24 protein-coding genes and 2 pseudogenes are annotated in these 25,776 nt (G+C 59.3%); 12 read left to right on the forward strand and 14 right to left on the reverse strand.

The features are described 5' to 3' along the window. Nucleotides 1-261 precede the first annotated feature (261 nt). The 4 genes and pseudogenes from GOX88_RS23500 to GOX88_RS20100 all read left to right on the forward strand — a co-directional run. Nucleotides 262-1,544: pseudogene (locus GOX88_RS23500) on the forward strand (DUF3604 domain-containing protein); the annotation flags it as partial. Beyond that, nucleotides 1,542-1,871, forward strand: a complete 330-nt coding sequence (locus tag GOX88_RS23505; protein WP_254443380.1) for a DUF3604 domain-containing protein — start codon at nt 1,542-1,544, stop codon at nt 1,869-1,871. The pseudogene GOX88_RS23500 and the gene GOX88_RS23505, both read left to right, overlap by 3 nt. Before the next feature lie 105 nt (nt 1,872-1,976). Beyond that, nucleotides 1,977-2,819 carry a peptidyl-prolyl cis-trans isomerase gene (locus GOX88_RS20095; protein WP_170406131.1) on the forward strand — a complete coding sequence of 281 codons (843 nt, stop codon included), beginning with the start codon at nt 1,977-1,979 and terminating at the stop codon, nt 2,817-2,819. Then, complete coding sequence (locus GOX88_RS20100; protein ID WP_367648087.1) at nt 2,816-3,823, forward strand: HupE/UreJ family protein; 1,008 nt, start codon at nt 2,816-2,818, stop codon at nt 3,821-3,823. The genes GOX88_RS20095 and GOX88_RS20100 overlap by 4 nt, the downstream gene beginning before the upstream one ends. Before the next feature lie 25 nt (nt 3,824-3,848). Here the strand turns inward: GOX88_RS20100 and GOX88_RS23340 are convergent, their stop codons facing one another. The 5 genes and pseudogenes from GOX88_RS23340 to GOX88_RS20120 all read right to left on the reverse strand — a co-directional run bounded on the left by GOX88_RS23340 (nt 3,849) and on the right by GOX88_RS20120 (nt 7,413). Then, the gene (locus tag GOX88_RS23340) at nt 3,849-4,007 is read right to left on the reverse strand and encodes a hypothetical protein (RefSeq protein WP_217354267.1); all 159 of its coding nucleotides are present in this window, start codon (nt 4,005-4,007) and stop codon (nt 3,849-3,851) included. 448 nt (nt 4,008-4,455) lie between these two features. Next, nucleotides 4,456-4,775 (reverse strand): annotated as a pseudogene (locus GOX88_RS20105) (transposase); the annotation flags it as partial. A gap of 102 nt (nt 4,776-4,877) precedes the next feature. After that, nucleotides 4,878-5,846: an ion transporter gene (locus tag GOX88_RS20110; protein ID WP_170406137.1), complete on the reverse strand. Its 969-nt coding sequence runs from the start codon at nt 5,844-5,846 to the stop codon at nt 4,878-4,880. A 252-nt stretch (nt 5,847-6,098) separates the two neighbouring features. After that, complete coding sequence (locus GOX88_RS20115; protein WP_170406140.1) at nt 6,099-6,818, reverse strand: glutathione S-transferase family protein; 720 nt, start codon at nt 6,816-6,818, stop codon at nt 6,099-6,101. Continuing rightward, nucleotides 6,805-7,413: an NAD(P)H-dependent oxidoreductase gene (locus GOX88_RS20120; protein WP_170406143.1), complete on the reverse strand. Its 609-nt coding sequence runs from the start codon at nt 7,411-7,413 to the stop codon at nt 6,805-6,807. The genes GOX88_RS20115 and GOX88_RS20120 overlap by 14 nt, the downstream gene beginning before the upstream one ends. Before the next feature lie 132 nt (nt 7,414-7,545). Here GOX88_RS20120 and GOX88_RS20125 point away from each other — a divergent pair, with 132 nt between their 5' ends. Next, the gene (locus GOX88_RS20125) at nt 7,546-7,917 is read left to right on the forward strand and encodes a winged helix-turn-helix transcriptional regulator (protein WP_170406147.1); all 372 of its coding nucleotides are present in this window, start codon (nt 7,546-7,548) and stop codon (nt 7,915-7,917) included. Nucleotides 7,918-7,954: 37 nt separating this feature from the next. Here GOX88_RS20125 and GOX88_RS20130 read toward each other — a convergent pair whose 3' ends face one another. Next, entirely contained in the window at nt 7,955-8,875 is a 921-nt protein-coding gene (locus GOX88_RS20130) for a LysR family transcriptional regulator (RefSeq protein WP_170406149.1), read from the reverse strand. Between the two features lie 120 nt (nt 8,876-8,995). Here GOX88_RS20130 and GOX88_RS20135 point away from each other — a divergent pair, with 120 nt between their 5' ends. Further along, nucleotides 8,996-11,461: a CoA transferase gene (locus tag GOX88_RS20135; protein WP_170406151.1), complete on the forward strand. Its 2,466-nt coding sequence runs from the start codon at nt 8,996-8,998 to the stop codon at nt 11,459-11,461. A gap of 66 nt (nt 11,462-11,527) precedes the next feature. Here the strand turns inward: GOX88_RS20135 and betA are convergent, their stop codons facing one another. Next, complete coding sequence (gene betA / locus GOX88_RS20140; RefSeq protein ID WP_170406154.1) at nt 11,528-13,264, reverse strand: choline dehydrogenase; 1,737 nt, start codon at nt 13,262-13,264, stop codon at nt 11,528-11,530. A gap of 5 nt (nt 13,265-13,269) precedes the next feature. After that, nucleotides 13,270-13,629, reverse strand: coding sequence for a cupin domain-containing protein (locus tag GOX88_RS20145; RefSeq protein ID WP_170406157.1), 360 nt, complete (start codon nt 13,627-13,629; stop codon nt 13,270-13,272). Between the two features lie 143 nt (nt 13,630-13,772). On the opposite strand from GOX88_RS20145, the gene betI reads away from it, so the two are divergent. Beyond that, the gene (gene betI / locus GOX88_RS20150) at nt 13,773-14,369 is read left to right on the forward strand and encodes a transcriptional regulator BetI (protein WP_170406160.1); all 597 of its coding nucleotides are present in this window, start codon (nt 13,773-13,775) and stop codon (nt 14,367-14,369) included. 39 nt (nt 14,370-14,408) lie between these two features. Here betI and GOX88_RS20155 read toward each other — a convergent pair whose 3' ends face one another. From GOX88_RS20155 to GOX88_RS20175, 5 genes are all read right to left on the reverse strand, one after another. After that, a complete protein-coding gene (locus GOX88_RS20155; RefSeq protein ID WP_174826195.1) occupies nt 14,409-16,169 on the reverse strand; it encodes a SulP family inorganic anion transporter in 1,761 nt (586 codons plus the stop codon). An 85-nt stretch (nt 16,170-16,254) separates the two neighbouring features. Continuing rightward, the gene (locus GOX88_RS20160) at nt 16,255-17,934 is read right to left on the reverse strand and encodes a bifunctional protein tyrosine phosphatase family protein/NAD(P)/FAD-dependent oxidoreductase (protein ID WP_170406163.1); all 1,680 of its coding nucleotides are present in this window, start codon (nt 17,932-17,934) and stop codon (nt 16,255-16,257) included. A gap of 21 nt (nt 17,935-17,955) precedes the next feature. Continuing rightward, a complete protein-coding gene (locus tag GOX88_RS20165) occupies nt 17,956-18,840 on the reverse strand; it encodes an MBL fold metallo-hydrolase (RefSeq protein WP_170406166.1) in 885 nt (294 codons plus the stop codon). Nucleotides 18,841-18,886: 46 nt separating this feature from the next. Further along, on the reverse strand, nt 18,887-19,099 hold the full coding sequence (locus GOX88_RS20170) for a YgaP family membrane protein (RefSeq protein ID WP_170406169.1): 213 nt from the start codon (nt 19,097-19,099) through the stop codon (nt 18,887-18,889). A 103-nt stretch (nt 19,100-19,202) separates the two neighbouring features. Beyond that, nucleotides 19,203-19,874 (reverse strand): Crp/Fnr family transcriptional regulator, encoded by a 672-nt coding sequence (locus GOX88_RS20175; RefSeq protein ID WP_170406362.1) that lies wholly within the window; start codon nt 19,872-19,874, stop codon nt 19,203-19,205. Between the two features lie 490 nt (nt 19,875-20,364). Between GOX88_RS20175 and GOX88_RS20180 the strand changes: the two genes are divergently transcribed. The 5 genes from GOX88_RS20180 to GOX88_RS20200 all read left to right on the forward strand — a co-directional run bounded on the left by GOX88_RS20180 (nt 20,365) and on the right by GOX88_RS20200 (nt 24,569). After that, entirely contained in the window at nt 20,365-20,757 is a 393-nt protein-coding gene (locus tag GOX88_RS20180; RefSeq protein ID WP_170406172.1) for a hypothetical protein, read from the forward strand. A 361-nt stretch (nt 20,758-21,118) separates the two neighbouring features. Then, nucleotides 21,119-21,733 carry a helix-turn-helix domain-containing protein gene (locus tag GOX88_RS20185; RefSeq protein WP_170406173.1) on the forward strand — a complete coding sequence of 205 codons (615 nt, stop codon included), beginning with the start codon at nt 21,119-21,121 and terminating at the stop codon, nt 21,731-21,733. Between the two features lie 22 nt (nt 21,734-21,755). Then, nucleotides 21,756-23,720, forward strand: coding sequence for an FAD-dependent oxidoreductase (locus GOX88_RS20190; protein WP_170406176.1), 1,965 nt, complete (start codon nt 21,756-21,758; stop codon nt 23,718-23,720). 261 nt (nt 23,721-23,981) lie between these two features. Beyond that, nucleotides 23,982-24,368, forward strand: coding sequence for a hypothetical protein (locus tag GOX88_RS20195; protein ID WP_170406178.1), 387 nt, complete (start codon nt 23,982-23,984; stop codon nt 24,366-24,368). Between the two features lie 21 nt (nt 24,369-24,389). Further along, nucleotides 24,390-24,569, forward strand: a complete 180-nt coding sequence (locus tag GOX88_RS20200; RefSeq protein WP_170406180.1) for a hypothetical protein — start codon at nt 24,390-24,392, stop codon at nt 24,567-24,569. A 326-nt stretch (nt 24,570-24,895) separates the two neighbouring features. Here GOX88_RS20200 and GOX88_RS20205 read toward each other — a convergent pair whose 3' ends face one another. Then, nucleotides 24,896-25,648: a MipA/OmpV family protein gene (locus tag GOX88_RS20205; RefSeq protein WP_170406183.1), complete on the reverse strand. Its 753-nt coding sequence runs from the start codon at nt 25,646-25,648 to the stop codon at nt 24,896-24,898. Between the last annotated feature and the right edge of the window lie 128 nt (nt 25,649-25,776).

A 25,776-nucleotide genomic window follows, 5' to 3' on the forward strand; every position in this document is an offset into this window, starting at 1 on the left:
TGGAGCGCGTCCAAAGGGTAAACTACTATCAAAATCTGGCACTTAGATCGGCGGGACTTTCCCCATGGGCACCAGCTTGGACCTAAAATCCTCGGCCCTTTGGTAACCGCAAGATGTCATCCCGCAACAGTAACTACGCCTAGCGCTGCGATGTAATTTTCATTCAACATTTGAATACGAATGGACTCGGGTGCTGCGGGCGGTGTCGTTTCCCCTTGGGTTTGTGTCTTGGCAGTGGAGGCAAAAATGCGCCGAACACCTATGCTGAAAACCATCCTCGTTGTTCTTGCGGCGTCACCGGTTGCAGCTCAGGAAGCAATCCAGGTTCCGCCGGAAAGAGCCGGGTATTCGCCCTATCTGGATCAGGACTTCCCCAGTCAGGTTTTGTTCGGCGACACCCACCTGCACACGGCCTATTCGGCCGATGCCGGGCTTGCTCTAGCCACTTTTTCCCCCGACGATGCCTACCGGTTTTCCAAAGGTAAAGCCGTGACGTCCTCGTTGGAGGTGCCCGCCCGTCTGGCGCGGCCGCTGGACCGGCTAGCAGTAACGGATCACGCCGAGAATTTGGACCTTCCCGCCGCGCTGAACTCGGGCGATCCTGTGATGCAATCGAATGACTGGGGCCGTTCTATCAGCAAAGCCTTTGAGCCAAGAACGATGGACGCCGTTCTTGAAACTTATGGTATCTGGTTCAGCGAGGTGAACATACCCGGCGCAACGGACCCGATGGCCGAAACCTATTGGGCCAAAACCACCAAAGCTGCCAAGCGCCGCTATCAACCCGGCGTGTTTACTACCTTCATCGGCTTCGAGTGGGCAAGCTCGCTCACCGGCAACAACCTGCACTGCAAGTCATTTTCCGCGACGGCAAGGACAAGACAGATCAAATCCTGCCCCTGTCATCCTATGATACGGAAGATCCCGAAAAGCTCTGGGATTGGTTGCAGGCCTATGAGGACAAGACCGGCGGTCAGGTTCTGGCGCTGGCCCATAACGGCAACCTGTCAAATGGTCTGATGTTCGATGACGTCACCTTGTCGGCTGAGCCACTGAGCGTGGACTACGCCGCCCGTCGCCAAAGGTGGGAGCCGATTTACGAGGTCACCCAGATGAAAGGCGACGGCGAAGCGCATCCATTTCTGTCACCTGAAGACGAGTTCGCGGATTTCGAAACCTGGGACAAGGGCAGCTTTGGAACGCAGCTCAAGACCCCCGACCTGCTGCCGCGCGAATACGCGCACGAAGCGTTGAAACGTGGTCTGGCCCATCAACGCGAACTGGGCGAAAACCCGTTCAAAATCGGCGTGGTGGGGTCAACCGACAGTCACACCGGCCTGTCGACATCCACCGAGGACAACTTTTTTGGAAAGGTTTCCGCGCTGGAGCCCACCAATGATCCCATCCGCAAGGAAGAAGCAATTACCGGGGCGCTGACGCCGGACGATCCATCGGGCGACATCACGGCTGCTTACAGCTCGGCCTCGCGTCTGGCCGCCGTCTGGGCTCGCGAAAACACCCGCAAAGCGATCTGGGACGCGATGAACTGGCGCGAAGTCTATGCGACTACCGGCACCCGCCCGCGCGTACGTGTGTTTGCTGCCTATGACATAGCCTGCGCGGGCAATCGCGGCCCGGCAGCGGATCATCGCTGCGATGCTCCCGTCGGCAACACCGTCGATCCGGAAAACGCCACCTATACCAATGCGACCGGCGCACCGGTGTTGGGCGCCTATTGGACGGACCCTGACTTCGACCCGGACCAGCACGCTTTCTCCTATCTGCGCGTGATCAAGGTTCCAACGCCGCGCTGGACAGCCTACGATGCCAAGATTTTCGAGGTCTCGGTACCAGACGGCATTCCGGCTTAGGTGCAGGACCGCGACTACACATTACCAATCTGGTACACATCAAGTTAACCTGAGTGGGCAGGTGATTTGCATCTGCCCCAGCTGCCTTTCATTACGTGGTCCCGCATGTCCATTCTCAAAGAACCCCTGTTTCATTTTTTTCTGCTGGGTGTCGCGATCTTCGGGTGGTTTAGCTATCTCAATCCGGCACCATCTGAGCCCGACAGCGGAAACCAGATTGTTGTCGATATGCAGGACATCAACCGCCTGATCGACCAGTTTCAATCAACGTGGCAACGCCCGCCCACACCGGAAGAACTGGCCGAACTGCAAGAGGCGTTTCTGCGGCAAGAGGTTCTGGTGCGCGAGGCCCGCTTGCTTGGTCTGGACCAAGGCGACATCGTCGTCCGCAACCGGCTGGCCCAGAAGATGGAGTTTCTGACCCTGTCGCTGGCCCAGGCCTCGGAACCCGACGACGCGACCCTACAGGCACATCTGGCCGAAAACAGAGCGCATTTCCTGCGACCCGAACGGGTGGCCTTTGAACAGGTCGCAGTGGGGCCAACGCCCGAAACCGCCCGCGTCGACGAGATGCTGGACGCATTGAACCGGGGGGCGGACCCGGCACAATTCGCCGGGCCAAGCCTGTTGCCGGCCGCGTTGCCGCTCAGCCCGGCGCAGAAGGTCGATGCAACTATGGGGCGTGGATTCCATGCCCTGCTGAACGACTTGCCTGTAGGACAGTGGGTTGGTCCGGTCCCGTCCGGATTTGGCTATCACCTGGTGCGGGTCAACACTCGTGAACCGGCACAACTCCCTGCATTTGACGACATTCGCGAAGATGTTCTGTTCGACTGGCGGCGCAAATTAAAGTCCGACCTGTCCGAGGCGCAGTTTGATGCGCTGAAGGAAAAATACGACCTGATAACCCCGGCGCCGGAGGACATCGCCCGGAGGCTGGACCAGTGACGAAACGCCTGCTGCTCGCCCTGCTGCTGGTTTTGTTGCCCGCCATTCAGGCCTTTGGTCACGCGTTGGAGCCCGGTTTTGCAGATATTCGTCAGCTGGCCCCGCAAACCTGGCAGGTGTTCTGGCGCAAACCGGACGTATCGGGCCAACCCATGGCCATCGCGCTGCAGCTGCCCGACACTTGCACGCCGCCAACTGGACCCGAGCCCTTGTTCGACGGCTTCGCCTGGATTTCGGTCTGGGTCGCAGACTGTCCCGAAGGGCTTGCCGATGACACGGTGACTATCGAAGGTCTCTCGAGCCAGCGCACCGATGTTCTGTTGCGTATTCAGATGCAAAGCGGGGCGACAGATACCATCCGTTTGACCCCTGACCAGCCGAGCCACCTGATCCCGGCGCAAGCCGGAGGCTGGAGCATTTTCGGCAGCTATCTGGCGATGGGTTTCGAACATATCCTCGAAGGGTGGGATCACCTTCTGTTCGTCTTTGCCCTGCTGGTGCTGATCCGTGATTTCTGGCGTCTGGTTGGGGCGATCACGGCCTTTACCATTGCGCATTCCATCACGCTGGCGCTGGCGGCGCTGGGGCATCTCTCGGTGCCCGGCCCTCCGGTCGAGGCGATCATTGCGCTGTCTATCGTGTTTCTGGCCGTCGAGGCGCTCAAATCCAATGCCGGTGAAATCCGCCTGTCCGAACGATACCCATGGCTGATCGCGTTCGCTTTCGGCCTGTTGCACGGGTTGGGTTTTGCCGGTGCCCTGCGCGAAATCGGATTGCCAGAGCAGGACATCGCCGCCGCCTTGCTGGCCTTCAATCTGGGCGTTGAAGCTGGTCAGCTGGCCTTTGTCGGTGTTGCCCTGACGGCCGCCATGACCCTGCGCGTTGCCCTGCCCCGTGTCGCCGCGCACTGGCGCACCCCCGGAGATATCACCGCAACCGCCATTAGCTATGGGATCGGTACGGTGGCAACCTTCTGGTTTGTCGAGCGTGTCATGTCCTTCTGAACCGCACGAAACCCGGACCGGGCCATTACTTGGGAGCCAGCAGCTTGGACAATTTGATCCCCACCGGCAACGCAACGAACTCGCTGCTTTGCCAATCATAGACACTGGTCATTTCGGATGTTCCGATCGACCACCCATCGTCAAGCTCGACATTCACGATTGGTTGCAGTGTAGACAGGTTCACATCCCGGCGCGCGTTGTCGCCCTCGACGGTAAAGAGGTTCTGGTTGAAAAGCCCCAGTAGCCCTCATTCGGTCTGCGCCACGAAACAGGCTGCAGGACCCAGCGCCCACTTTTCCGCGCTCAACCCATCGCTGCCTGTTGGCAGCAAGGCAACAACTCCGGCCCCATTGGCGATCAAAGGTCGTGAGGTTGAACAACGTGGCATCCGCAAATCCGGTTTCCGCGCCATCGTTGTGAATGAAATAGGGCAGCATGAGGCGCGCGATTTTATACGTCCCCCTCAACTGGAACGGGATCGCGCCGCGGAACTGAAGGACGTTTTGGGACCCCGACCCGTTATGCCGTGCCGGCAAAAAGAAAGTTCTGCATCCGGAACGCCATAACGGATGCAGTCGGATCATTTGCCTCACTTTCCAGAGACAGTTCAGCAACTACAGGAGTGGCCATCAGCGCGTAACCACATGTCGCCAATCCTTCAATCTGCCGAAACTAATCTCGATACGGTTGCGGCATTTATCACGACGTTTGTCGTATCGGAGGGGTTTCTTGCGTTGTTTCCGCCCGGGAATACAGGCGCGTATCCCTTTGTCTTGCAGTGCTTCTCTGAACCAGTCCGCGTCATGGCCGCGATCCCCGAGCAGCCGATCAACATCTGGAATGCTGTTCAGCAGCGCCCTTGCACCGATGTGGTCGCTGACCTGCCCGGCGGTCACGAAAGGGTCCGGAGGGCGGCAGGCAGTTTGGTGTTCATACCGCCCTTAGTACGCCCCCTCTCGGCAGCATCCGTCAGCCGAAAAAGATCAGGCATGCTCACCGACCGGCTTTCGAACCGTGAATCTCCCGGCCTGCGGGAAATCAATGGGTCCTGAGCCTAGTCCTGCGTCCCCTCCGGCACCGGAAGGGACTGACCGCAGGTTTTGCAGCGACCTGCCTCTGATTGCGTCTCGGAATGGATGTGTTCGCGAATGTGATTGGCGGCGCGGTGCGACAGGCCCAGACTTTTTCTCAGGGCTTCGATGTCCTTTTCATCATCCTCGCAGATATCGCCATCTTCCAGCGCGGCGCGAAATTCGCGCTCCATCCGGGCGCGGCGCCGGTGCAGTTGGTCGTTAAGGCCGCTGGCAAGAATCCCCGCCGGCAAGGCCGCCATGCCGATGCCGATCACTGTAATCAAAGCGCCAAATAGCTTCCCGGCCACTGTGACCGGCGTCACATCCCCATAGCCAACGGTCGTCAACGTCGCCATGGCCCACCACATGGCCGCCGGGATCGAACCGAACGCTTCGGGCTGCGCGTCGTGTTCGGCGATCCAGGCGCCGCTGGCGGCGAAAACCAGCATGACCATCAGGATGAAGAACCCAGCAAAGAAGGACCCGGCCTCTTCCTCGAAAACGGCAAACAGCATCCCAAGCGCCGGAGAATAGCGGGTCAGTTTGAGTAGCCGCAGCATCCGGAATGTTCGCAGGATGCGCAGATCCATCGGGAAAAACAGGTAGAGCAGCGCCGGCAATATCGCCAGCAAGTCAATCACGGCCAGCGGAGACCTGATCCAATCCAAACGGGATTTGTAATTTGGATCTTCCGGCGCGACCCAAAGCCTCGCGGCATACTCGGCCACAAAAACAACCAGAGAAACCCCTTCGAAAAGGTCAAACGCAATGTGCCAGCGCGTGTAGATGGAAGCGACCGTCTCAAGGATGACAGCAGCGACATTGAGTGAGATCAGAAGGATCAACGCGATCTCAAGCAGCCATGGCCCGGTCGCACTGCGGTCTGGTCGCTCCAGCCACCAGTAGAGTCTCGCGCGCAGGATTTTGTGCTCTGATATAGTGTTACTCATGGCGATGCATCTTCCCGGCCCAGGCCTTCGGGATTGCGGTCGCCAAGGCGGCTCTCTCCCCAAGATCAAGTTGCCTACCCAAGAAGGCACATGCCGCCGGATAAGGGAACAGGCAATGGATGTAACGACGCAGTATATACGTAATTCCCACCGCCCGACGGTATTAAATGACATGACGCAGCGCTTGATGCGACGCATTACCGTTCGGGCGGCTGTCCGCCATGATCGATAGGACCAATCCGAACCCCGGGGTCAATCTGTTCTGACATCCCCGGAAAATCGGGCTGCATTTTCCTTGGTAAAGGCGCTGGCATCGGCCTCTGTGTCCCAAAAATGCGGGTTTGCCTTGGGAATGGTCAGGGCCTTTTGCACCGCAGGTCGGGCATCGATCCGGTCAAACCATGCCTGAAGGTGCGGCAGGCCATCGACGCTGGCGCGTGCCCAGACATACGCACGCGCCCAAGGATAGATCATCATATCTGCGATGGTGTATTCCCCGGCTGCGAGCCATTCACGGCCCTCAAGATGGGTGTTCAGAACCTCAAGTAACCGGCGGGACTCGTCGACATAGCGTTTGATCGAAAATGGTTCCTCATGGCCGTTCGGGGCGGCGATATGCTGGAAATACATCGCTTGACCCATCATCGGACCGACATGGCCGACCTGAAAGAACATCCATTGCATCACCTCGGACCGTTTTACCGGATCGGCAGGCAGGAACTTTCCGTATTTTTCGGCCAGATGCCAAAGGATGGCCCCGCTTTCGAAAATCGCCCGCCCCTCGGCCCGGTCTTCGATCGTTGGTATTTTGCCATTGGGATTGAGTTTCAGAAAGTCTGGCGTTTTCTGCTCCTGCTTTGAGAAGTCGATCGCAGTGAGGTCATATGGAACGCCCGCCTCCTCCAGAAAGATCACCGGCTTGTAGCCGTTCATCGTGGCCGCAGTATAAAGATGGATATCAGGCTGGGACATGTTCAGCCTCGGCTAAAACGGCGGTCAGGTGGGCGTCAAAACGCTCGAAGTCGGCTTTGATCGCCGGGTTTTTCATCACGTCAAACGCGGCAAAGGTTGGCAGCGGCTCCATACCAAGGAACTTGGCGGTCAGATGCACCGGGCGCAGCAAATCATCAACGCTGTCACCTGCAAAGAAGGGTTCTGAGGGGTTGTCGAACGCCTCTTGCGGCGCGTTGAAGGTAACGGACAGCAAGTATCTTTTGTTCTTCAGCACCCCGCCCATACCGTAATTCGCTTTCGGCGCTTCGGTGGTGCGGCCATCGCCATTGGCCAGGCGGCCGTTCATTCCGGCGGTGTACACCTCGTCCATGTACTTTTTGAAAACCCAGGGGGTTCCCATCCAGTTCACCGGGAATTGCATGATGACCGCATCGGCCCAGACATGCGCGTCCACCTCGGTGTCAATGTCATAGCCATCCGAAATGGTTGTGAGGCGCACCGCATGACCCTTGGCTTCCAGCGCATCCCGCGCTTTTTGCGCCAGGCTTGCGTTCAACCGACCCGGGGCAAATTCATAGGGTTGTGTACCGTTGATGATCAGAACGTTGCTCATGTCTGGATCCTTGTTCCTTGTCTCCGATGCCGCTTGACTTTGCGCGGCGTGGTGATGAAGTTGTGTACCCAATAGCGGAAATGCAACTAGTATACTTTTGGTAACCTAGTTCTTGAGCGGCGGAGGTGCAGAATGCGGGCGCGGGTTGAAGACGATGGCAAAGGGCGGCGGCGGGTTCAAGACGCCTGTTCAGAGCCTTGCCCGATTGAGCGCGGGATGCGGATCATCGGCGGGAAATGGACGGGGTCCATCCTGTGGCACCTGAAGGACGGTCCGGTGCGCTTCAACGATCTGTCCCGCCAGATTGGTGGCGCCAGCAAGAAGATGATTACTGAACGCCTGCGCCAGCTTGAGGCCCATGGTCTGGTTAAGCGCGAAGTGATGGATACCGCGCCGGTCTCGGTCCAGTACGAGATCACCGAATTGGGTCGCACCGCGCTTGGGTTTCTTGACGCGCTGCGGAACTGGAGCGAGAGCCTGCCTCAGGGTGCTGCAGACACCTGACCGCGCCGGACAGGGGAACGGAATGAATGGATAGCCCCTATGCAATGCCTTCCAAGTCATCCGAAATCGCCGTCTCGAACCAATCCGTCAAGCGCGCCAACGCACCATCTTTATCGCGGAACGGTCGATGTTGCAGGAAATAGGAATAGTCTCGGTCGGAAGTGCTCGGCCCAAGCCGAAGGATTTCGCCCTTCGCAAGCGCTTGATCGACAAGACCATGCCAGCCCAAGCCCACCCCTTCTCCGCGCCGGACGGATTGCAGCAGAAAAGGATAGGCGTCGAATTCGGGGCCCCGGTCAAAGGGCGGCACCTGCAGGCCCATACGTTCGAACCATCCCTGCCAGGTCAGAAAGCCGGACTCTCTGACATCGAAATGCAGGAAAAGTGATGGAGGCAGCTGAGAGATATTGTCCTTTGCTTCCGGGTGTGCGGCCAGAAAATCGGGGCTGCAGATGGGGAACACTTCGGATTTGATCAACGGAATGAAGGGCCGGTCCCGCAATCCAGCGGTGTCCCAAACCACGGCGGCGTCCAACCGGCTCAGGTCGATGTCACCCAGCTGGTCGGTGGTGACGACCCGCACTTTCGATCCGCCCAGATGCTCGCGAAGGTCCGAGAATCGTGGCATCAGCCATTGGTCAGCAAAACCGAACGAGCAGGCCAGCGTCACCTCCTGCCGGTCAGTGGGCGCCGAAATTTCAGCCCAGACCTGATCCAGATGGCCAAATCCCAATGCCACGGCATCGGCCAGCCGCACAGCGGCGGCAGAGGGTACGATCTGGTTGTTGTTGCGTTCGAACAGCACCTGCCCCAACCGACTTTCAAGTGTTGAAATATGCCGCGAAACAGCAGGTTGGCTCAGCCCCAGTTCCTCGGCGGCGCGGGACAGGCTGGCGCGGCGCACCGCGACCTCAAGAACCAGCAAGGCGTTCAGTGAACCAGAGATGGGACGTATCACTCTCTCCATAACAATTTGTTATACGCTGCATCATGTTTTGACCAGTGTACTTTCGGCAGGTTTGCCTTTCATCTGTCCGTGAATCGCAAGCCCCTAACGAAAAGTCTGTGTGAAACTCTCATGACCCATCGCCCACTGTCCCACATTCGAGTCCTAGATTTCGGGCAATACCTTGCGGCCCCACTTGTTGGCATGATGCTTGCCGACATGGGGGCCGAGGTCATTCGGATTGACCCGCCAAACGGCCCTGCCTTTGACGATCCCGCGTTTCGGATGATCTCGCGCGGGAAGAAAACCGTGACACTGGATCTGAAATCGGACCAGGGGCGCGAGACCGCGATCGAATTGGCCAAACGCGCCGACGTTGTGATCGAGAATTTCCGGCCTGGGGTGATGGATCGCCTTGGGCTGGGGCCGGATGTCCTTCGGGCGGCGAATGACCAACTGGTCTACCTCTCCATGCCCGGCTTTGCGTCGACCGATACCGAACTGGCCGCGCTGCCCGCATGGGAGGCCGTGATCGCCGCTTATACCGGGCAGTTCACGGATATGGGCCTGAACCGGCGGCTGATGGGCATCAACCCATCCTTCACGCCGCTGACGCTGGCCTCGGCCTATGGCGCAAGCTTCGGGGCCATGGCGGTTCTGTTTGCCCTGAATGCGCGCGAGCGCAATGGCGGGGATCATATCGAGGTCCCTCTGGCCGCCGCGCTGTTGGAAGGCCTGATCTACAATTGCGAACAGATCGAGGACTACCCAGAGCGCTACAAGTCCCCGCGCGAAGTTGAACTGGACCGGCGCGCCGCCGAAGGCCTGCCGATGAACCTAAAGTTCGAGGAACTGTCCGAATTCCTCGACCCGTTCTATCGCACATATACCTGTGCCGACGGGCGGGGGTTTTATGTCGTTTCGGGGTCAGTCGCCACGCATCCCCGCCGCGTGTTGGAGACGCTGGGTCTCAAGGATCTGGCGGATGAGCTGCCCGATTTCTCGGCCTATCTGGACACCAAGGACTGGCCTGCGGAATGGTCGATGCGCAACTACCCGGTCGGGGCCTCTGATCGGGCGCGGGTATCCTCGGCGATGAAAGAAGCGTTCCTGACCCGCCCCGCGCATGAATGGGAAGAGCTGTTCGGCACCGCCAAAGCCCCGGCCACCGCGCAACGGTTCAGCAAGGAATGGTTGGCTGACCCCCATGCTCTGGCCTCGGGTCTGGTCCTGCGGGTCGAAGATGCCTGCCACGGCGAGATGCGTCAGATGGGCAACGTGGCCTGGTTGTCCGGAGATGAGGCGGCAGCAGGCAAGACCGGTCCGACGGCTGCTGATTTGGGCGTTTTGCTGGCCGAAGCCCCGCGTGCCAGCGGCACCACAGATAGCGGTGGCGGTTGGCTGGATGGCCTGAAGGTATTGGACCTGACCAATGTCATCGCGGGGCCGACCATCGGATCAACTTTGGCACGCTTCGGGGCCGAGGTGACGCTGGTGCAGCCGGTTGAGCCCTCGGTCGATCCCTGGAACACGGTCGTTTTCGGCATTCACGCCCAACGGGGCAAGGAAAGCATCCTGCTGAACCTGCGCAGTGACGAGGGGCAGGAAGTTCTGGCCAAGCTCATTGCCGAAGCCGACGTGATCACGATGAACGGCACGGATGAGCAGCGCGATAAGCTGGGACTTACACCGAAACGCCTTAACGAGATCAACCCGCGCCTCATCCTGGTTCAACTGGACGCGTTCGGCGGGCCGATGCGGGGGCCGAAATCCGACCATCTGGGCTATGATGATCTGGCGCAGGCGGCGACCGGTGTCATGGTGCGTTTTGGTGGCGGCATGGACACCCCCGAGGAACACGCGCATTTCGGAACCATCGACGTTCTGACCGGTTTCTGCGCCTGTGTGGCGCTGGGTGGCGCGTTGCTAAGACTGCGGGAGACCGGGAAAGGCGGCATTGCACGTGCGTCTCTGGCGGCGGCGGGCAACCTCATTCAGGCGCAGTTCATGTATGACTATGACGGTCGCGAGCCCTTTGACGAACCTGCGGGCCGCGAGGCACTGGGATGGGGCCCGTTCTACCATTGCTATGAAGCGGCGGATCAGTGGATGTTCTTCGCTGCCCCGACCGAGCAGCACACCGCGCTGGCCCGTGTCCCCGATCTTGCCGATCTCGCAGTGGTGCCGCCGGATTGTTTGCATGACGCATTGGCAGAGCGGTTCAGAACACAACCCCTCTCATACTGGCAACAGGCGTTCTCCGAGGGTCAGAGCACGGTTGTCCCGCTGGCCTCCCTACATGAAACACGCGACAAGGCGCTGCAGCTTGAAAGCGCGGGTGACATCGATCTGTCCGATGCGACCTTCCGCGTTATACGCCACGATCAGCACCCGATGGGGCGCTGGTGCGATCTGGTCGCCCCGAACGCGGTGCGGCCAAAATCCGGACAGATCAGCATTCCGGGATCCATGCCAAAATATGGGCAACACACGCGGACCATTCTGGCACGGCTGGGCTATGAGGGCCCGCAGATCGACGACCTGCTCGCTGCTGGCGCCGCTGGCACAAGCTGGTCGGAAAAATACCTGCCCGAATAGTCGGGCTTGAAGCGGCGGGTCCATCTGGACCCGCTTGCCGATCAGAAGGCAATACCCGGCAATCGGTTATTGGTACGTTGTGCCACCCACAAGGCTGCGTTCTTCGGCAAACAGCGCGCCGGTGTCCCTGCCACTCAAGTCCATATCAATTTCCCCCGACCGCTGACGGCTCTGCCAGTCTGCATCCACCATCACCGGCGCCGGATCGGCGGCGGGCAAGCTGGTGCCTTTGATCAGATCAGCGGCACGTTCCGCCAGCATCAGCGTCGGCACGTTGAGGTCTCCGGCCGTGGCTTGCGGCATGACCGAGGCGTCCACAACGCGCAATCCCTCCATACCATGAACACGCATCGTTTGGGGGTCGATGACAGAGTGCGGATCCTCACCCATCCGGCAGGTACCGCAGGGATGATAAGCACTTTCGACCTTGTCCTTGATGAACTGATCAATCAGCGCGTCGCTGCTGCAATCCGGCCCCGGAGCAAGCTCTTGCCCGGTAAAAGAGGCCAGGGCGGGTTGCTGAAAAATCTCGCGCGTCAGGCGGACGCAGGCGCGCATCTCATGCCAGTCGTCTTCGTGGCTCATATAATTGAACCGGACGCGGGGCGCGCCCAACGAGTCCGATGCGTTCAGCCGCACCCTGCCCCGGCTTTTCGACCGTTTCGTACCGACATGCACCTGAAACCCGTGGCCTTTGGCCAGCGATTTCCCGTCATAGGAAATAGCAAGCGGCAGGAAGTGAAACTGAATGTCCGGGTAAAGGACTCCGGCGCGGCTACGGATATGGGCACCGGCCTCGAAATGATTGGTGGCCCCCAGACCGTCGCGGCGCAGCAGCCAGCGCAATCCGATCCGAGCTTTGCCCAAAAGACTCATATGCGGGTAGAGCGATACCGGCTGCGAGCATTCCTGCTGCACGTACAGCTCCAGATGATCCATCAGATTGCCGCCAACTTCGGGCAAATCATGGACAACATCGATCCCGGCCTGTTGCAGTTCTCCCCCCGGCCCGATACCCGACCGTTGCAGGATGACGGGGGACATGATCGAGCCTGCAGACAAGATCACCTCTGAGGCCCGCGCCTGAACCCGGTGTCCCTTGTGGTCGTATTCAACGCCGACCGCCTTGCGCCCCTCTGTCAGGATGCGCGTTGTATGGGCGTGGGTCACGACCCGGACGTTACCCCGCGCCATGGCCGGACGCAGATAGGCGACGGCGGCGCTGCATCGCTCACCCCCGCCCACATTCATTTCCATCGGGCCAAAGCCTTCGTGCTGAAGGTCGTTCATGTTGGCGCTGCGGGCATATCCGGCCTGAACGCCCGCCTCGATGAACGCCTGATACAGCGGGTTGGTTTCCGACCCCCGGGTCACCTTGGTCGGGCCGCTGCGCCCCCTGTACGCCCCCGCGTCCGAGGCGCTTTCGAGCCGCTTGAAATAGGGCAACACATTGGCCCAGTTCCATCCCGTGGCCCCGTGATCCGCCCAAAGCTCATAGTCCATCGGGTTGCCGCGTACGTAGCACATGCCATTGATCGAGCTTGATCCCCCCAGCCCCTTGCCGCGCGGCAAGTTCATGACACGCCCGTCCAGATGCGGCTCGGGTTCGGTCACGAACCCCCAGTTGAACCGTTTGGTGTTCATCGGGATCGACAGGGTTGAAGGCATCCGCACGATCATGGCCTTGTCGCTGCCTCCGGCCTCGATCACCAGAATGCGCTTGCGTGTATCTTCGCCCAAGCGGTTCGCCAGAACGCAACCCGCAGAGCCTGCGCCCACAATGATATAGTCGTAGTGCTCCATCCGGTTCAGCGGATCATCGCCATGAATTTGACAACAGTTTCGGGCTGTTTCCACGTACCCGTGAACCCCTTGGGCAGCAGGAACGCTTGGCCGGGCCCGAACCGGTCAGAGCTGCCATCGGGGTAAATCAACTCGACCGTTCCTGAGATCATGTACATGAACTCGTCATAGGCATAGTCAACAATCTCATCCGTGTAGGGCTCGCATTTCCAGGTGCCGACGCGCACCTCATCCGAGGCGCGATCGATCACGAGGTTTTCCCATTCCTGCGGCGAGGCCACCTCTGGCGAGCTCATGACCATCTGGCGAGGATCAGCCATCAGGGCATGTGTCCCGGCATCGGTCAGGTTGATGGCGCGGATCATTTGGACCTCCGGAATTGTGTTTCGGAACGGCTAACATTGATTGAACAGTGGTTCAACGAAATATTGAACGGCGGTTCAACGATGTCTCTGGCCTTTGCCCCATGCCCCGTCTACTACTGCCTGTAGTCAGGAGATCTCAGCCCGTGTCCCGTTTGTCAGACATTGAAATCCGCAAACTTCAGATCATTGAAGCCACCATGGACGTTCTGAATGATCAGGGGTTCTGTGCGCTGAAGATCAGGGATGTGGCGAGTCAGGCGGGTGTTTCTGCCGGGCTGGTCTGCCACTATTACGACACCAAACAGGGGCTGCTGCTGGCGGCAATCCGCCATGCGGTGACGTGCTACGGGGAGCAACTGGACCTGATCGCGGAACAGGACATCCCGCCGCGGGACAAGGTGCTGGCGCTGGTGCGCATGGCGCTGGCGCCCGAGCAATCGAACAAACGGCTGTCGTCAGTGTGGCTGACGCTCTATTGCCTAGCCGGGTCGGACGCCGAGTATCATCAGGAACTGCTGCGCTATCAGCAGCAGAACCTTGACGTTGTTCGCGCGGCAATCGCGCCGCTTTATTCTGGTGAAGAGGCCGCGCACATTGCGCGCATGATCGTTGCGCTGATTGACGGAGTATGGCTGCAACATGCAACCCGCGTCGAGCCCGTCGACCTGAAAGCGGCCCAGAATCTGGTGGCCACCCTGACAGAACAGGCGCTTTCAGCGCACCGCTCAGACGGACCGTAGACTGCCCGCGCGACGCGATCGAAGAACCCGGGCCGGGACCTACCCGCTAACCGAGGACAACCTCGTCGCGCTACCAACGCTGAGGTCGCTTTGGGCAAGACTTGTCCAAGCATCGTATTGCGACAGGAACACCCGGCCGTTCAGAACCTCGGGAAAATGTGTGCGGTTCAGCCTGTCCATGACCGGTCCCTTGACCTCGGACAGATGCAGACCAACCCCCATATCGGTCAGCCGGTGATTTATCGCCTCAAGGCTTTCGAGGGCTGAGAAATCGACCTCGTTCACCGCAGAGAACATCAACACCACGTTTCGAACCGCGCTGCCTTCGGTCACGCGGCTTTGGATCAATGTCTCCAGAAAACGCGCGTTCACGAAATACAGGCTTTCGTCTACCCGCAGCGTTACCAGTGAAGGCACGGTCTCGACCTCATGGCGCAGGATGTTCCGGAAGTGCTGGGTTCCGGGGACAAGGCCCACCTCGGCCACATGCGGGCGTGAGGTCTTGTAGAGGTGCAGCAGAACCGAGATCGCCACACCGGACGCCACCCCAACCTCGACCCCCAGCCCCAGAGTCAGCAGAATGGTCGCGGTCACGGCGGTAAAATCGGCGCGGGAGTAACCCCAGGTTTTCTTCAGAATGGACAGGTCCACAAGGCTGAGCACTGCAACGATGATGGTCGCCGCCAGCGTGGCCTTGGGCAGGTAGAAGACCAAAGGCGTCAACGCGACCGCGGCGATGGCCAGACCGATGGCGGTAAAAGCACCCGCCGCTGGCGTTTCCGCCCCGGCGTCGAAATTGACGACCGAGCGGGCAAACCCGCCGGTGACCGGATATCCTCCGGTAAAGGCGGCACCCAGATTTGCGGCCCCAAGACCGATCAATTCCTGATCCGGATCGATGCGCTGGCGTTTCTTGGCGGCCAGAGTTTGCGCGACCGAGACGCTTTCGACAAAACCAATGATCGAAATCAGGATTGCCGGAACCGCAAGCGCGCTGATCAGATCCGGGGAAAACCCCGGCAGGGTCAGGGGTGGCAAGCTTTGGGGGACGCTCCCGACGATCTGCACGCCCTCTGCAGCCAGATCGAGTTGCCAGACGGCAACGGTTGTGGCGACCACCGCTGCGACAGGACCGGCCTTGGTCAGAATATCGGCCAACACCGGCGGCACCCCCAACCGGTTCAGAAACGGTCTGAGGTTTTTTCGCACCCAGAACAGAAACCCGGTCGCCAGAGTTCCGATTGCCAGGGTCACCCAATTGACCTCGGGCAGGTGCCGATATACCGAGCCAAGCATTTCCGGCAACGTGTGCCCATGCGCGCTGATCCCCAGAATGTGTTTGACCTGGCTGGTCGCGATCAGGATGCCCGAGGCCGTTATGAACCCGGCAATTACCGGATGGCTGAGGAAATTGGCCAGAAACCCTAGGCGCAGAACGCCCATGAGTACAAGAAACCCGCCAGACAGGAAAGCCAGCGTCAGCGCCGCAACCGCATAGCCCGCTGTGCCTTGCTCGGCCACCTGCCCAATGGCCGTTGCCGTCAGAAGTGAAACCACCGCCACGGGCCCAACCGCCAACGCCCGGCTGGTGCCGAAGACTGAATACAGCACGATGGGCACGATGGAAGCGTAAATCCCTGCCTCGGGGGGCAAGCCAGCCAGCAAGGCATAGGCCAGCGATTGCGGAATCAGCATGATCGTCACGATTAGTGCCGCAACAAGGTCGTTGGAAAAGGCGCCGCGCGTATAGGTTCTGCCCCAGTCCAGAACAGGGACGTATTGGCGGAGGTGTTCGATCATCTAGACTTTCCAGCGTTCAGAGCGGGCGGTGCTGTCGGCACCACCCGCATGTCGTTGCGCACAAAATCGCAGGCAGACCTAATTTTCACTCTGGTGCAACATTCAGCTTCTCGGGCCGCGCCATCCATTCCTTGCCGCGCAACATGGCCTTCCAGTAGATCGGCGGCAGCAGGCTTTCCTTCAGGAACCATGCCATGCGGCTTGGTTTTGTTCCGTCGATCAGGAAACGCGGGAAACTGGGTTTCAGCGCACCGCCATAGCCGAATTCGGCCAGAACGATCTTGCCGCGCTCGACCGTCAGCGGGCAGGAACCATACCCGTCATATTGCGCCACAGCCGAACGCCCTGCGATGTCGGCCACGATGTTGCCCGCCACGGTTGGCGCTTGTTTCCTGGCCGCGGCGGCAGTTTTCGCATTGGGCGCATTCATCACGTCACCAAGCGACCAGATATTGTCGTAGGTTTTGTGACGCAGTGTCGATTGATCCACGTCGACCCAGCCCGCCGCATCGGCCAGCGGTGAGACACGCACGAAATCAGGTGCAGTCTGGGGCGGGCACACATGGATCATGTCAAACTCGACCTCGACTGTATCCGGGTCACAATCCCCTTTGACCACTTCGAACACCGCCCTTTTGGCTGGCCCGTCGATTGACACGAGATTGTGGAAGAAGTTCAGCGTGGCACCGTATTTCTCGATATATCGCTCCAGCGCCGGAACATAATCCTTGACCCCGAACAACACGCCGCCCGCGTTCATGAACTGGATGTCGATATCCTTCAACGCGCCGCTTCGAAACCAGGCATCGCCCGAGAGGTACATGGCCTTTTGCGGCGCCCCGGCGCATTTGATCGGCATCGGCGGCTGGGTAAACAGCGCCTTGCCTTCTTTCATCTCCTGCACCAGTTGCCAGGTGTAGGGTGCAAGGTCATAGCGGTAGTTCGACGTCACACCATTGCGGCCCAAGGTCTCTTCCAGCCCCTCGACCTTGCCCCAATCCAGTTTCAGACCGGGGCACACGACAAGGCGGTCGTATTTCACCACCCGGCACCCGTCCAGAACGACGGCGTTGTTCTGCGGCTCGAACGCCGCGACCGCGGCCTTGATCCAGTGTACACCCTTCGGGATCAGGCTACCCATGGTTTTCGCTGTTGTCTGGGCGTCAAAGATGCCGCCGCCCACCATGGTCCAGCCGGGCTGATAATAGTGAATATCAGCCGGATCGATCACCGCGATGTCCAAATCAGGTTGCCGCGACTTCAGGCTGGCAGCGACTGACATGCCACCTGCGCCCGCGCCGACAATTACAACCTGAAAATGCGCGTCGCCCGTGTCGGTCGGGGTTTTCCCGCCATTGGCAATGCGGCGGGCAACGCCGTTCATGTCATAGCCCGCAGCCTTGGTGGCCATCAGGATCTCGGACATGGGGCGCTTCTTGGCCTCGTGAAATGACCACAGCGTGGCCGAGCGTGTCCCGGTCCGGCAATAGGCCAGCACCGGGCGCTGGACGTCCTCCAACGCCTCACCAAACGCTGCAACATCCTGATCTTTCACCATGCCGGACTGCACCGGGACATAGCGCGCCTCGATCCCTGCGGCCTCGGCGGCGGCGGCGATCTCCTTGAACGACGGCTGGTCGGCGCCCTCACCATCCGGCCGGTTGCAGATGATCGAGCGGTATCCCTGTGCCGAGATGGTCCGAACGTCATCAACCGTGATCTGCGGGCTGACCGTGAACTTGGGCGATATGATACGAAGTTCCATGGCTCTCCTCCCATTTGCTATTTACAGGCCGTTGACCGGCACCTTGAGCATCGGGTTGCCATCGGTGTCTGTGGGAACCTCTCCGGCCCGCATGTTGACCTGCAGAGAGGGGATGATGAGGTTGGGCATGGCAAGCGTGGCATCCCGTTCGGTGCGGAACCTGACGAATTCCTCTTTCGTCTTGCCGCCGCCGACATGGATGTTGTGGGCCTTTTCCTCGGCCACGCTGGTTTCCCAGGCGATATCGCGCCCGTTCGGCCCATAGTCATGACACATGAACAGCCGGGTTTCATCTGGCAGGGCCAGAACCCTCTGGATCGAGTCATACAGAACACCTGCATCCCCGCCCGGAAAATCGGCACGGGCCGAGCCGCCGTCGGGCATGAACAAGGTGTCGCCGACAAAGGCCGCGTCGCCGATCACATGTACCATGCAGGCCGGCGTGTGACCGGGCGTATACATGGCAAAGGCCTGCATGGAGCCGATCATGTAGGTGTCGCCATCCTCGAACAGTGCATCGAATTGCGACCCGTCGCGCTGAAACTCGGTGCCTTCGTTGAAGACTTTCCCGAACGTATCCTGCACAACGGTGATCTTCGATCCGACCCCGATTTTACCGCCCAGTTTCTCCTGAATATACGGCGCCGCCGAAAGGTGATCGGCGTGGACATGGGTTTCGATAATCCACTCCAGCTTCAGCCCTTTTTCCGTAATCACGCGGATCAGTTCATCAGCATGATCAAAGGTGATGCGACCCGCCGCGTAATCGATATCCATAACGCTGTCGACGATGGCGCAGGCATTCGAACCCGGGTCCTTGACGATATAGCTGATGGTATTTGTGGCCTCGTCGAAAAACGCGAAAACATCGGGTTTAACGGCCATGTTTACGGGGTAGGTCGTCATGTGTTGTCTCCTCTGGGTCGTATTCAGGGTGTGGCAACCGTTTCGGTCAGCCGCAGTCGCTGCAGGTTTTCAGGCCGATGATGCGGTACAGCGGGCAGTTCCCCACAAAGGCCGTCAGTGTGAAGACCGCCGCGACAATCAACGCCAGCCAGAACAAAGCACCGCTGCCAAGCACGGTTGTTCCAAAGGCGGCATAAGCCAGGGCTGCGGCAATCACGATGCGCAGGGTGCGGTCAATTTTTCCCATATTTGTGGTCATGTCTCACTCCATCGAGAATCGATGGACATTCAATCGCACACCCGGGACCCTAGCTTTGGTGACTTGGTCACCAAAGCCGCAAAATTTTGTAATCCGGAAGGGGTCAGGCGGCGCTGGCGGCCTTTACCATATGCTCCAGCCCTTCGCGCGCGGTCAGGCGGACCTCACCCCGGGCCTGCTCAACCCACCCACGGCGTTGGAACTCGGAAAGAGTACGCGAGACCACCTCGCGCGCGGTCCCCAACTCGGTTCCCAGAATGGCATGTGTTGCGTGTACGACGTTGTCTTCGTCCGCAAGCTCCAGCAATCGCGCGGCCAGACGGACGTCCATGCGTTGAAAGACGATGTCGTCGATCAGTGTGAACAGATCAGTGATCCGCCGGGAATACGCGGTGAACACAAACTCGCGGAACACTGTCGATTTCGCCACCAGATCGTCAAAGGTATTTCGGGGGATAGCGACCGCCGTGATATCCGTCTCGGCGATCCCGTCGGCCGAATAATCCTCGAACGCCAACATGCAGGCGGTCGTCAGGACGCAGCTTTCACCTGCATGAACCCGGTACAGAAAGACCTCTCGACCGGTATCCGATTTCTGCTGCACCCGAACGGTCCCGTCCAGCAACAACAAAAGATTGTCCGCCGTTTGTCCAGGCGCAAAGACCTGAGTGCCGGCGGGCAGGGAAATGACCTGACTGCCTGCAACAAGCTCTGCCCGAATATCTTCGGGAAGACGACTCAGACCTTTGAATTTTTCGATCCACGTATGGTTCATGTTGTCCTGCTCAGCCAAGGCGGGTCGTTTCAAATAACGTATTCGCTAACTTGAAAACGTATCCGCTGCCTGTTGTAAACCGTTCAGACAGAATTTAGGGGCAACGAGACCAGGGGACCTGATCCTGCGGATCAGCGTGCTGCTTCATGTATGTGACGAAGACTCGCGGCCATGGTTTCGGGGTAACCACCGAATTAGTTGTACCCGTCGAACCGCACCGTCGTACCTTTGATCCGGACGAGTTTCTTGTCCTCTTCCGGTAATGTCAGACGGTTGTTAGTACCCTGCACGTCTTCGGGGCGGGTTCAGATGTCATCACGGGCCTGAATGATTTAGGTCGGCACTTTCACATTGGCAGCGTAGTGATGCGGCGCCAATTCTCCATCGGGAAAGTGCCAAGATGCTGCTGTTCCTGATCGAGGAAATCGATGAAATCCTCGATGCCCTGCAGCATGCCAATCTTTTCAGCTGCGGTACGTGATGAACAGGGTTGCGGGCAGACAAACGCCTCGACGTCTTCGAACAGTTTGGGGCGTTAGGTCATGGCGACCATTGCAAATTTGCCGCCGTTGCACGGGTTGAACAGGCCCACGGTCATGTGATTCAGCGTATCGTGGTTCTGCACATAAACCTGAGCATCGCGCCATTCGGCGGGCGTTTTGTCCTCCTATTTGTGGGGGGCACGGTAGAAGGGCTTCTGATCCTAGTAGCCCAGAAGATAGACGATTTTGGTGATGTCGAACTCGGGTTCGGACAGGTATTCACAGGTCAGCCTGTTGCGTGGGCCAGCGCGCGCCGCAATGCAAAAGGCTGCGCCGTCGACAGGTGCTCGGCGGGATGCCAGAACGCATCCGGGGTTTTTATGCGTTCGGGGGCGTCATGAAGTTCTTCTTTGTCTGCCTGCTGCCAACACAGGGTAGCAAAGGCCGAACCGCATTAGCAGCGCCCGCCAATTTTATGGCAAAATGCGCCAATCCCATGCGGTTGACCGATCTTGGCTCTGGCGCGCAGCACCCGACAGAGCCCTTTCGATCCCCAGACGGAATTGACCGGCTTTTGTCGAACATCCTTGTTGTTTGCAACAACCGGCTGGTCGTTCCTGATCGTTGCATTGGATCAGAAACACTCAGGCTTTCTTGCGGTGAATGGCTCGAGGGAAACCTGAATGCAGGCTAGAATCAGTTGACATAATTTATAATAGTAAATTATTGACGCTTTATTTTTACACTTGTGAGCCCCCGAGAATGCCCAATCACTACGAAGGAAATGTGATCTCTGCTCCGCTGGACATCGAGACAGTGGAAAGCTCCCGGTTTGATCCGCTATTGGGCGAAGAGATCAGGGCGCTGCGCAAAGCGAAACGCATGACGCTTGGACAATTGGGTCAGGCGACCGGCCTGTCCAACGGCTTCATCAGCCAAATCGAACGGGGTCAGAACCGTCCCTCCGTAACTGCACTGTTCAAGATCAGCCGCGCGTTGGGGGTGTCCGTCGGGTGGTTCTTCTCGACCTCGGATGCCGATAGAAACGCCCATGTCGTGCGCCAACAGGAACGGCGATCGATCGAATATGACGATGGCATTCGTGACGAGCTGCTGACACCGGGGCTGGGCGGAAAGCTCGAGCTTTTGTCCTGCCGGTTTCCCCCCGGAAGCGGCGTCGAAACCGTGTATTTCCACGAAGGAGAAGAGGCCGGCGTTGTCATCCGCGGCACGTTGGATCTGTGGGTCGGAGATACGCTTTATCACCTGCAAGAAGGCGACAGCTTTGCCTTCGACAGCACGACGCCGCACCGCTACCGCAATCCCTCAGAGGAAGAAACCATGGTGATCTGGGCGATCACCCCGCCGAATTTCTGACAGTGCCAGCAGGAAGCATCTCATGAACCGATCCGGTTTCCCCAACCTGTTTTCACCGATCACCATCGGCAACCTGACCTTGCGCAACCGGATTGTGTCCACCGGGCACGAGACCCATCTGAACGACAAGGGCCGTATCGGCGACCGGATGATTGCCTATCACGAGGCCCGGGCGCGCGGGGGTGCAGGGCTGATCATCACCGAAGTCGCCTTGGTGCATCCCAGCGCGATATTCGTCGCCGACCCGATCCGGGTGGACACGGATGAATGCATCCCCGGCTACCGGCAACTGGCAGAGGTCGTTCACAGCCACGGCAGTGGTCTGATTGCACAGCTGTTCCATCCGGGCCGCGAAATGCTGGCCTCCGAGGACGGCACGGCGCCAGTGTCCTATTCGGCTTCATCCACTCCGAACGAGCGGTTCCATGTGATGCCCCGACCGATGCCTCTGGAGATGATCTCTGAGGTGATTTCATCTTATGGCGACGCGGCGCGCCGGATGCGCAAGGCCGGTCTTGATGGGGTCGAGATCGTGGCGTCACATGGTTATTTGCCGGCGCAATTCCTCAATCCGCAGGTCAACCGTCGCGAGGATGCCTATGGCGGGTCATTGGAAAACCGAACACGATTCATCCGGGACACTGCAGCGGATATTCGCTCCAAGGCGGGTGAGGATTTTGTCATCGGCCTGCGGCTGTCCGGCGATGAACGCAGCCATGAAGGTTTGGAGCAATCCGACGTGCTCGAGGCCTGCGCGATGATCGCAGCAGACGGGGTGCTGGATTATTTCAGCGTCGTGGCCGGGTCGTCCGCCACACTGGCCGGATCGGTCCACATTGCCCCGCCGATGTTCGAAGAGGTCGGCTATACCGCTCCGTTGGGTCAGGCCATTGGCGCGCGCACCGGCCTGACAACCATTGTCACCGGACGGATCAACCAGCCACAGGATGCTGAGAAAATCATCGCCTCGGGTCAGGCAGATCTGTGCGGAATGACCCGCGCGATGATTTGTGATCCGGACATGGCCAACAAGGCGCAATCGGGGCGGGAGGATGACATCCGCGCCTGTATCGGCTGCAACCAAGCCTGTATCGGGCATTTCCACGATGGATACCCGATTTCCTGCATCCAGAACCCGGTCAGCGGGCGCGAGCTGTACTTTGGCACCCCCGCGCTGGCCACATCGAAACGCAGAGTACTGGTTGCTGGCGGCGGGCCGGGTGGCATGAAGGCCGCCGCGGTGGCAGCCGAACGCGGCCACGAGGTCGCCCTGTTTGAACGGAGTGCCCAACTTGGCGGTCAGACCCGGCTGGCGCAACTCTTGCCGCATCGGGCCGAGTTTGGCGGCATCATCACCAACCTGACGCGCGAGATGGAACTGGCCGGGGTCAACATCCGAAAGGGCGTCGAAGTTACCGAAGCTTCGATCACCGACTATGCCCCCGACACCGTCCTTGTCGCAACTGGCGCCACCCCGCGCTGGCCGGAGTTCGAAGGGCGCGATGACGCGCATGTCGTGGATGCATGGCAAGTCCTGCAGGGGGGCGTCAATGTTGGAAAATCGGTCGTCGTCGCAGATTGGCGGGCCGACTGGATCGGTATCGGCATCGCCGAGCTTTTGGCGCAGAACGGCCACTCGGTCCGGCTGGCAGTCAACGGCTACATGGCGGGACAGTCCATCCAGATGTATGTCCGCGATGCCAGTATCGGACGCTTGCACGGTCTCGGCGTGGAAACCCTGCCCTTCATGCGCCTGTTCGGCGCCGATGAGGACAGCGTCTATCTTCAGCACATCATGAACAACGAGGCGGTGATCTGTGACGGCGTCGACACGCTGGTTTTGTGTCAGGGCCACACCCCTCTTAACACTGTCGAGGACCTGGTCCGCAAACTTGGACTGGAACACCACCTGATCGGGGACTGCGTCGCCCCGCGCACCGCCGAAGAGGCTGTGCTGGAAGGGTTGCGGGCCGGGCTGGCTGTCTAACCGAAAAAACGGTGCCAACCAGACCTCCGAAGCTGCGTCGAGTCTGATGAATAACTGATATGAAAAAGCAAAAGGGTCTGCGATCATTCAGTTGACCCAGTCAGACATGGCTCGAATCTGATCTGCCAGCTTGGCGATATTATACAATCATACCGGGATGGTTTGATGCGCTTTTCAGGATTGCTCCTTCCGGTCATTGGTGCCGTGATCGCAAATATTGCGGCAACCCGACCGGCTAAAGCCTGTGCCGTGTGCACTGAGATGCCTGATACATCCCTTGCGGATCGCCTGCTATCTGCGGATGCCATTGTGCTGGCCGGGCCAGGACCGGGCAATCCGTTCATGCTTGTTCCAAAGGAAATTCTGAAAGGCACGACGCAGGACCTCGCAAGGCTGCCCAAGATTCCCTTTCTTGTCGGCAGCACAACACGGGCCGCCTTTCGGGCTGACCCGCAAAAGGCCGTTCTTTTGACCTACGGGGCCACCGACAAAGATGCTGCGGGGCGCAGCCTGTCGCGCAAATGGCGCAGGGTTTTCATGCTCACTCCGGAAAGAGCACGTTTTATGAAAGCGCTGAATTCCGCAGAGAAAACCTGGCAGCCCGGCGATATCGTCTCAGCTGACCGTATTGCGCTTTTTGCCGCGTAAATATCGCACCAAGACAGGGCTTTGCGCGATACCGCGCTGATTGAAATCGATCGCGCGCCGTATGACCTTGTTCGATCGTTGCGAATAAACGTTCCCTCAGATCAGCTGCTGCGAGAGTTCCGTGATAAAAATCGTACCGGTCTTTTCCCTGTTTCCATCCGCCTGCTGGGCCTGCAAACAGACGATGCCGAGGCCGTCTAGATTGTCCGGTCACGGTATCGGCGCACATCGCGCTTAGGCAGCAGCCACCTATACCAATGGGCTTTGGCCGGGATCGAAGTGGATGGATCAAATGCGGTCGCTGCCGTCGATGACGCGCTTGGTACGGGCAGCCGAAAACTGGAAGACCGGCGCGCTCAGGTTCGTGCTTTGGCTGAAGGCGGTACAGTCTCACCAATGCTCCGAGAACAGAGCATCCAGATTTTCTCGCGGGTTTTGAACCACGATAGCGCGTTGGCGTTGGCAAACGGGTTTCCACATCCTGACGCTTTCCTCACTCCTGCCCGAGGCCCATGCGGGGGAAGGGGTTAGAATGCTCGCGTGAATCCGACACCATAGACGAGCTGGTTGCGGTCACCTCGCTCCGAGACGATGGGGCTGTCCGCGGCATCACCCAGCAGGCGGCTATACAAAAAACCGGTGCCGACTTGCCATTCCCGGCTCAGAGGTTGGATGAACACGGCACCGAAACGCAGATCACGCACACCCGAACCCGCGTCGAAGACGGGCAGCCCACTGGCCGCAGCGCCCGCAGGGGTGACCGAGAAATAGGTGCTCATGAACTCCGAGGACCCAAAGGACGCCGCCGCGTACAGACCCAACGCCGCATAGCGTCCGGCCGGGAGCCACCTGTTGAAATTGACCGAGATTGTATAGCCGTCATTGTCGCCCCAAACACCATGCAAGAAGCTGGCGCCGACTGCCCACCTGTTCCGGGGATCTTTGCCCACATCTTCATAGGCCCCGAAAACACCCAGTTCGAGCGACCCGTCAACGTCCGGGAGCTTGGCGACGACATCGTCTTTCACATCGCTCCGGCCAAAACGGTACATGCCTGCAGGTCCGAACCGCCAATTGCGATTTTCCAGCAGGTTTATCCTTGCATAGCTGACTTCAAGAGCAACGTAGCGCTGTTCGCCAAATGTATGGCGCGCGATTGGAGCGGCTCCGACAACGGTTTCATCGGCCCCGATATTTTCCGGGTATGGCCCGATACCGAGCCCGACATAGGACGGCAGGTAGGTTGGAGCCAGGGAAAGAAACTCAGAATCCGCGGCCACGGCACTGGCAGAAAGACAGAGGCAAAGCAGGCTGCGGCTTAGTAACGGCGTTGGCAAGGGGGCCTTCTTGAAATGTGTTTGGGTCCAATAGTGTGCCCGGTGTGGTTGACGCATTGAAAAGTGTCAAC

Source organism: Ruegeria arenilitoris, assembly GCF_013030985.1.
GTDB lineage: Bacteria > Pseudomonadota > Alphaproteobacteria > Rhodobacterales > Rhodobacteraceae > Ruegeria > Ruegeria arenilitoris_B.

Excerpts from the sequence above, each read along its gene's own strand:
- GOX88_RS23505 (WP_254443380.1), top strand. The coding sequence starts at position 1,542 with ATGAACTGGCGCGAAGTCTATGCGACTACCGGCACCCGCCCGCGCGTA.
- GOX88_RS20095 (WP_170406131.1), top strand. The coding sequence starts at position 1,977 with ATGTCCATTCTCAAAGAACCCCTGTTTCATTTTTTTCTGCTGGGTGTC.
- GOX88_RS20110 (WP_170406137.1), bottom strand. The coding sequence starts at position 5,846 with ATGAGTAACACTATATCAGAGCACAAAATCCTGCGCGCGAGACTCTAC.
- GOX88_RS20115 (WP_170406140.1), bottom strand. The coding sequence starts at position 6,818 with ATGTCCCAGCCTGATATCCATCTTTATACTGCGGCCACGATGAACGGC.
- GOX88_RS20120 (WP_170406143.1), bottom strand. The coding sequence starts at position 7,413 with ATGAGCAACGTTCTGATCATCAACGGTACACAACCCTATGAATTTGCC.
- GOX88_RS20125 (WP_170406147.1), top strand. The coding sequence starts at position 7,546 with ATGCGGGCGCGGGTTGAAGACGATGGCAAAGGGCGGCGGCGGGTTCAA.
- GOX88_RS20135 (WP_170406151.1), top strand. The coding sequence starts at position 8,996 with ATGACCCATCGCCCACTGTCCCACATTCGAGTCCTAGATTTCGGGCAA.
- betA (WP_170406154.1), bottom strand. The coding sequence starts at position 13,264 with ATGGAGCACTACGACTATATCATTGTGGGCGCAGGCTCTGCGGGTTGC.
- GOX88_RS20145 (WP_170406157.1), bottom strand. The coding sequence starts at position 13,629 with ATGATCCGCGCCATCAACCTGACCGATGCCGGGACACATGCCCTGATG.
- GOX88_RS20155 (WP_174826195.1), bottom strand. The coding sequence starts at position 16,169 with ATGATCGAACACCTCCGCCAATACGTCCCTGTTCTGGACTGGGGCAGA.
- GOX88_RS20160 (WP_170406163.1), bottom strand. The coding sequence starts at position 17,934 with ATGGAACTTCGTATCATATCGCCCAAGTTCACGGTCAGCCCGCAGATC.
- GOX88_RS20165 (WP_170406166.1), bottom strand. The coding sequence starts at position 18,840 with ATGACGACCTACCCCGTAAACATGGCCGTTAAACCCGATGTTTTCGCG.
- GOX88_RS20170 (WP_170406169.1), bottom strand. The coding sequence starts at position 19,099 with ATGACCACAAATATGGGAAAAATTGACCGCACCCTGCGCATCGTGATT.
- GOX88_RS20175 (WP_170406362.1), bottom strand. The coding sequence starts at position 19,874 with ATGAACCATACGTGGATCGAAAAATTCAAAGGTCTGAGTCGTCTTCCC.
- GOX88_RS20185 (WP_170406173.1), top strand. The coding sequence starts at position 21,119 with ATGCCCAATCACTACGAAGGAAATGTGATCTCTGCTCCGCTGGACATC.
- GOX88_RS20190 (WP_170406176.1), top strand. The coding sequence starts at position 21,756 with ATGAACCGATCCGGTTTCCCCAACCTGTTTTCACCGATCACCATCGGC.
- GOX88_RS20195 (WP_170406178.1), top strand. The coding sequence starts at position 23,982 with ATGCCTGATACATCCCTTGCGGATCGCCTGCTATCTGCGGATGCCATT.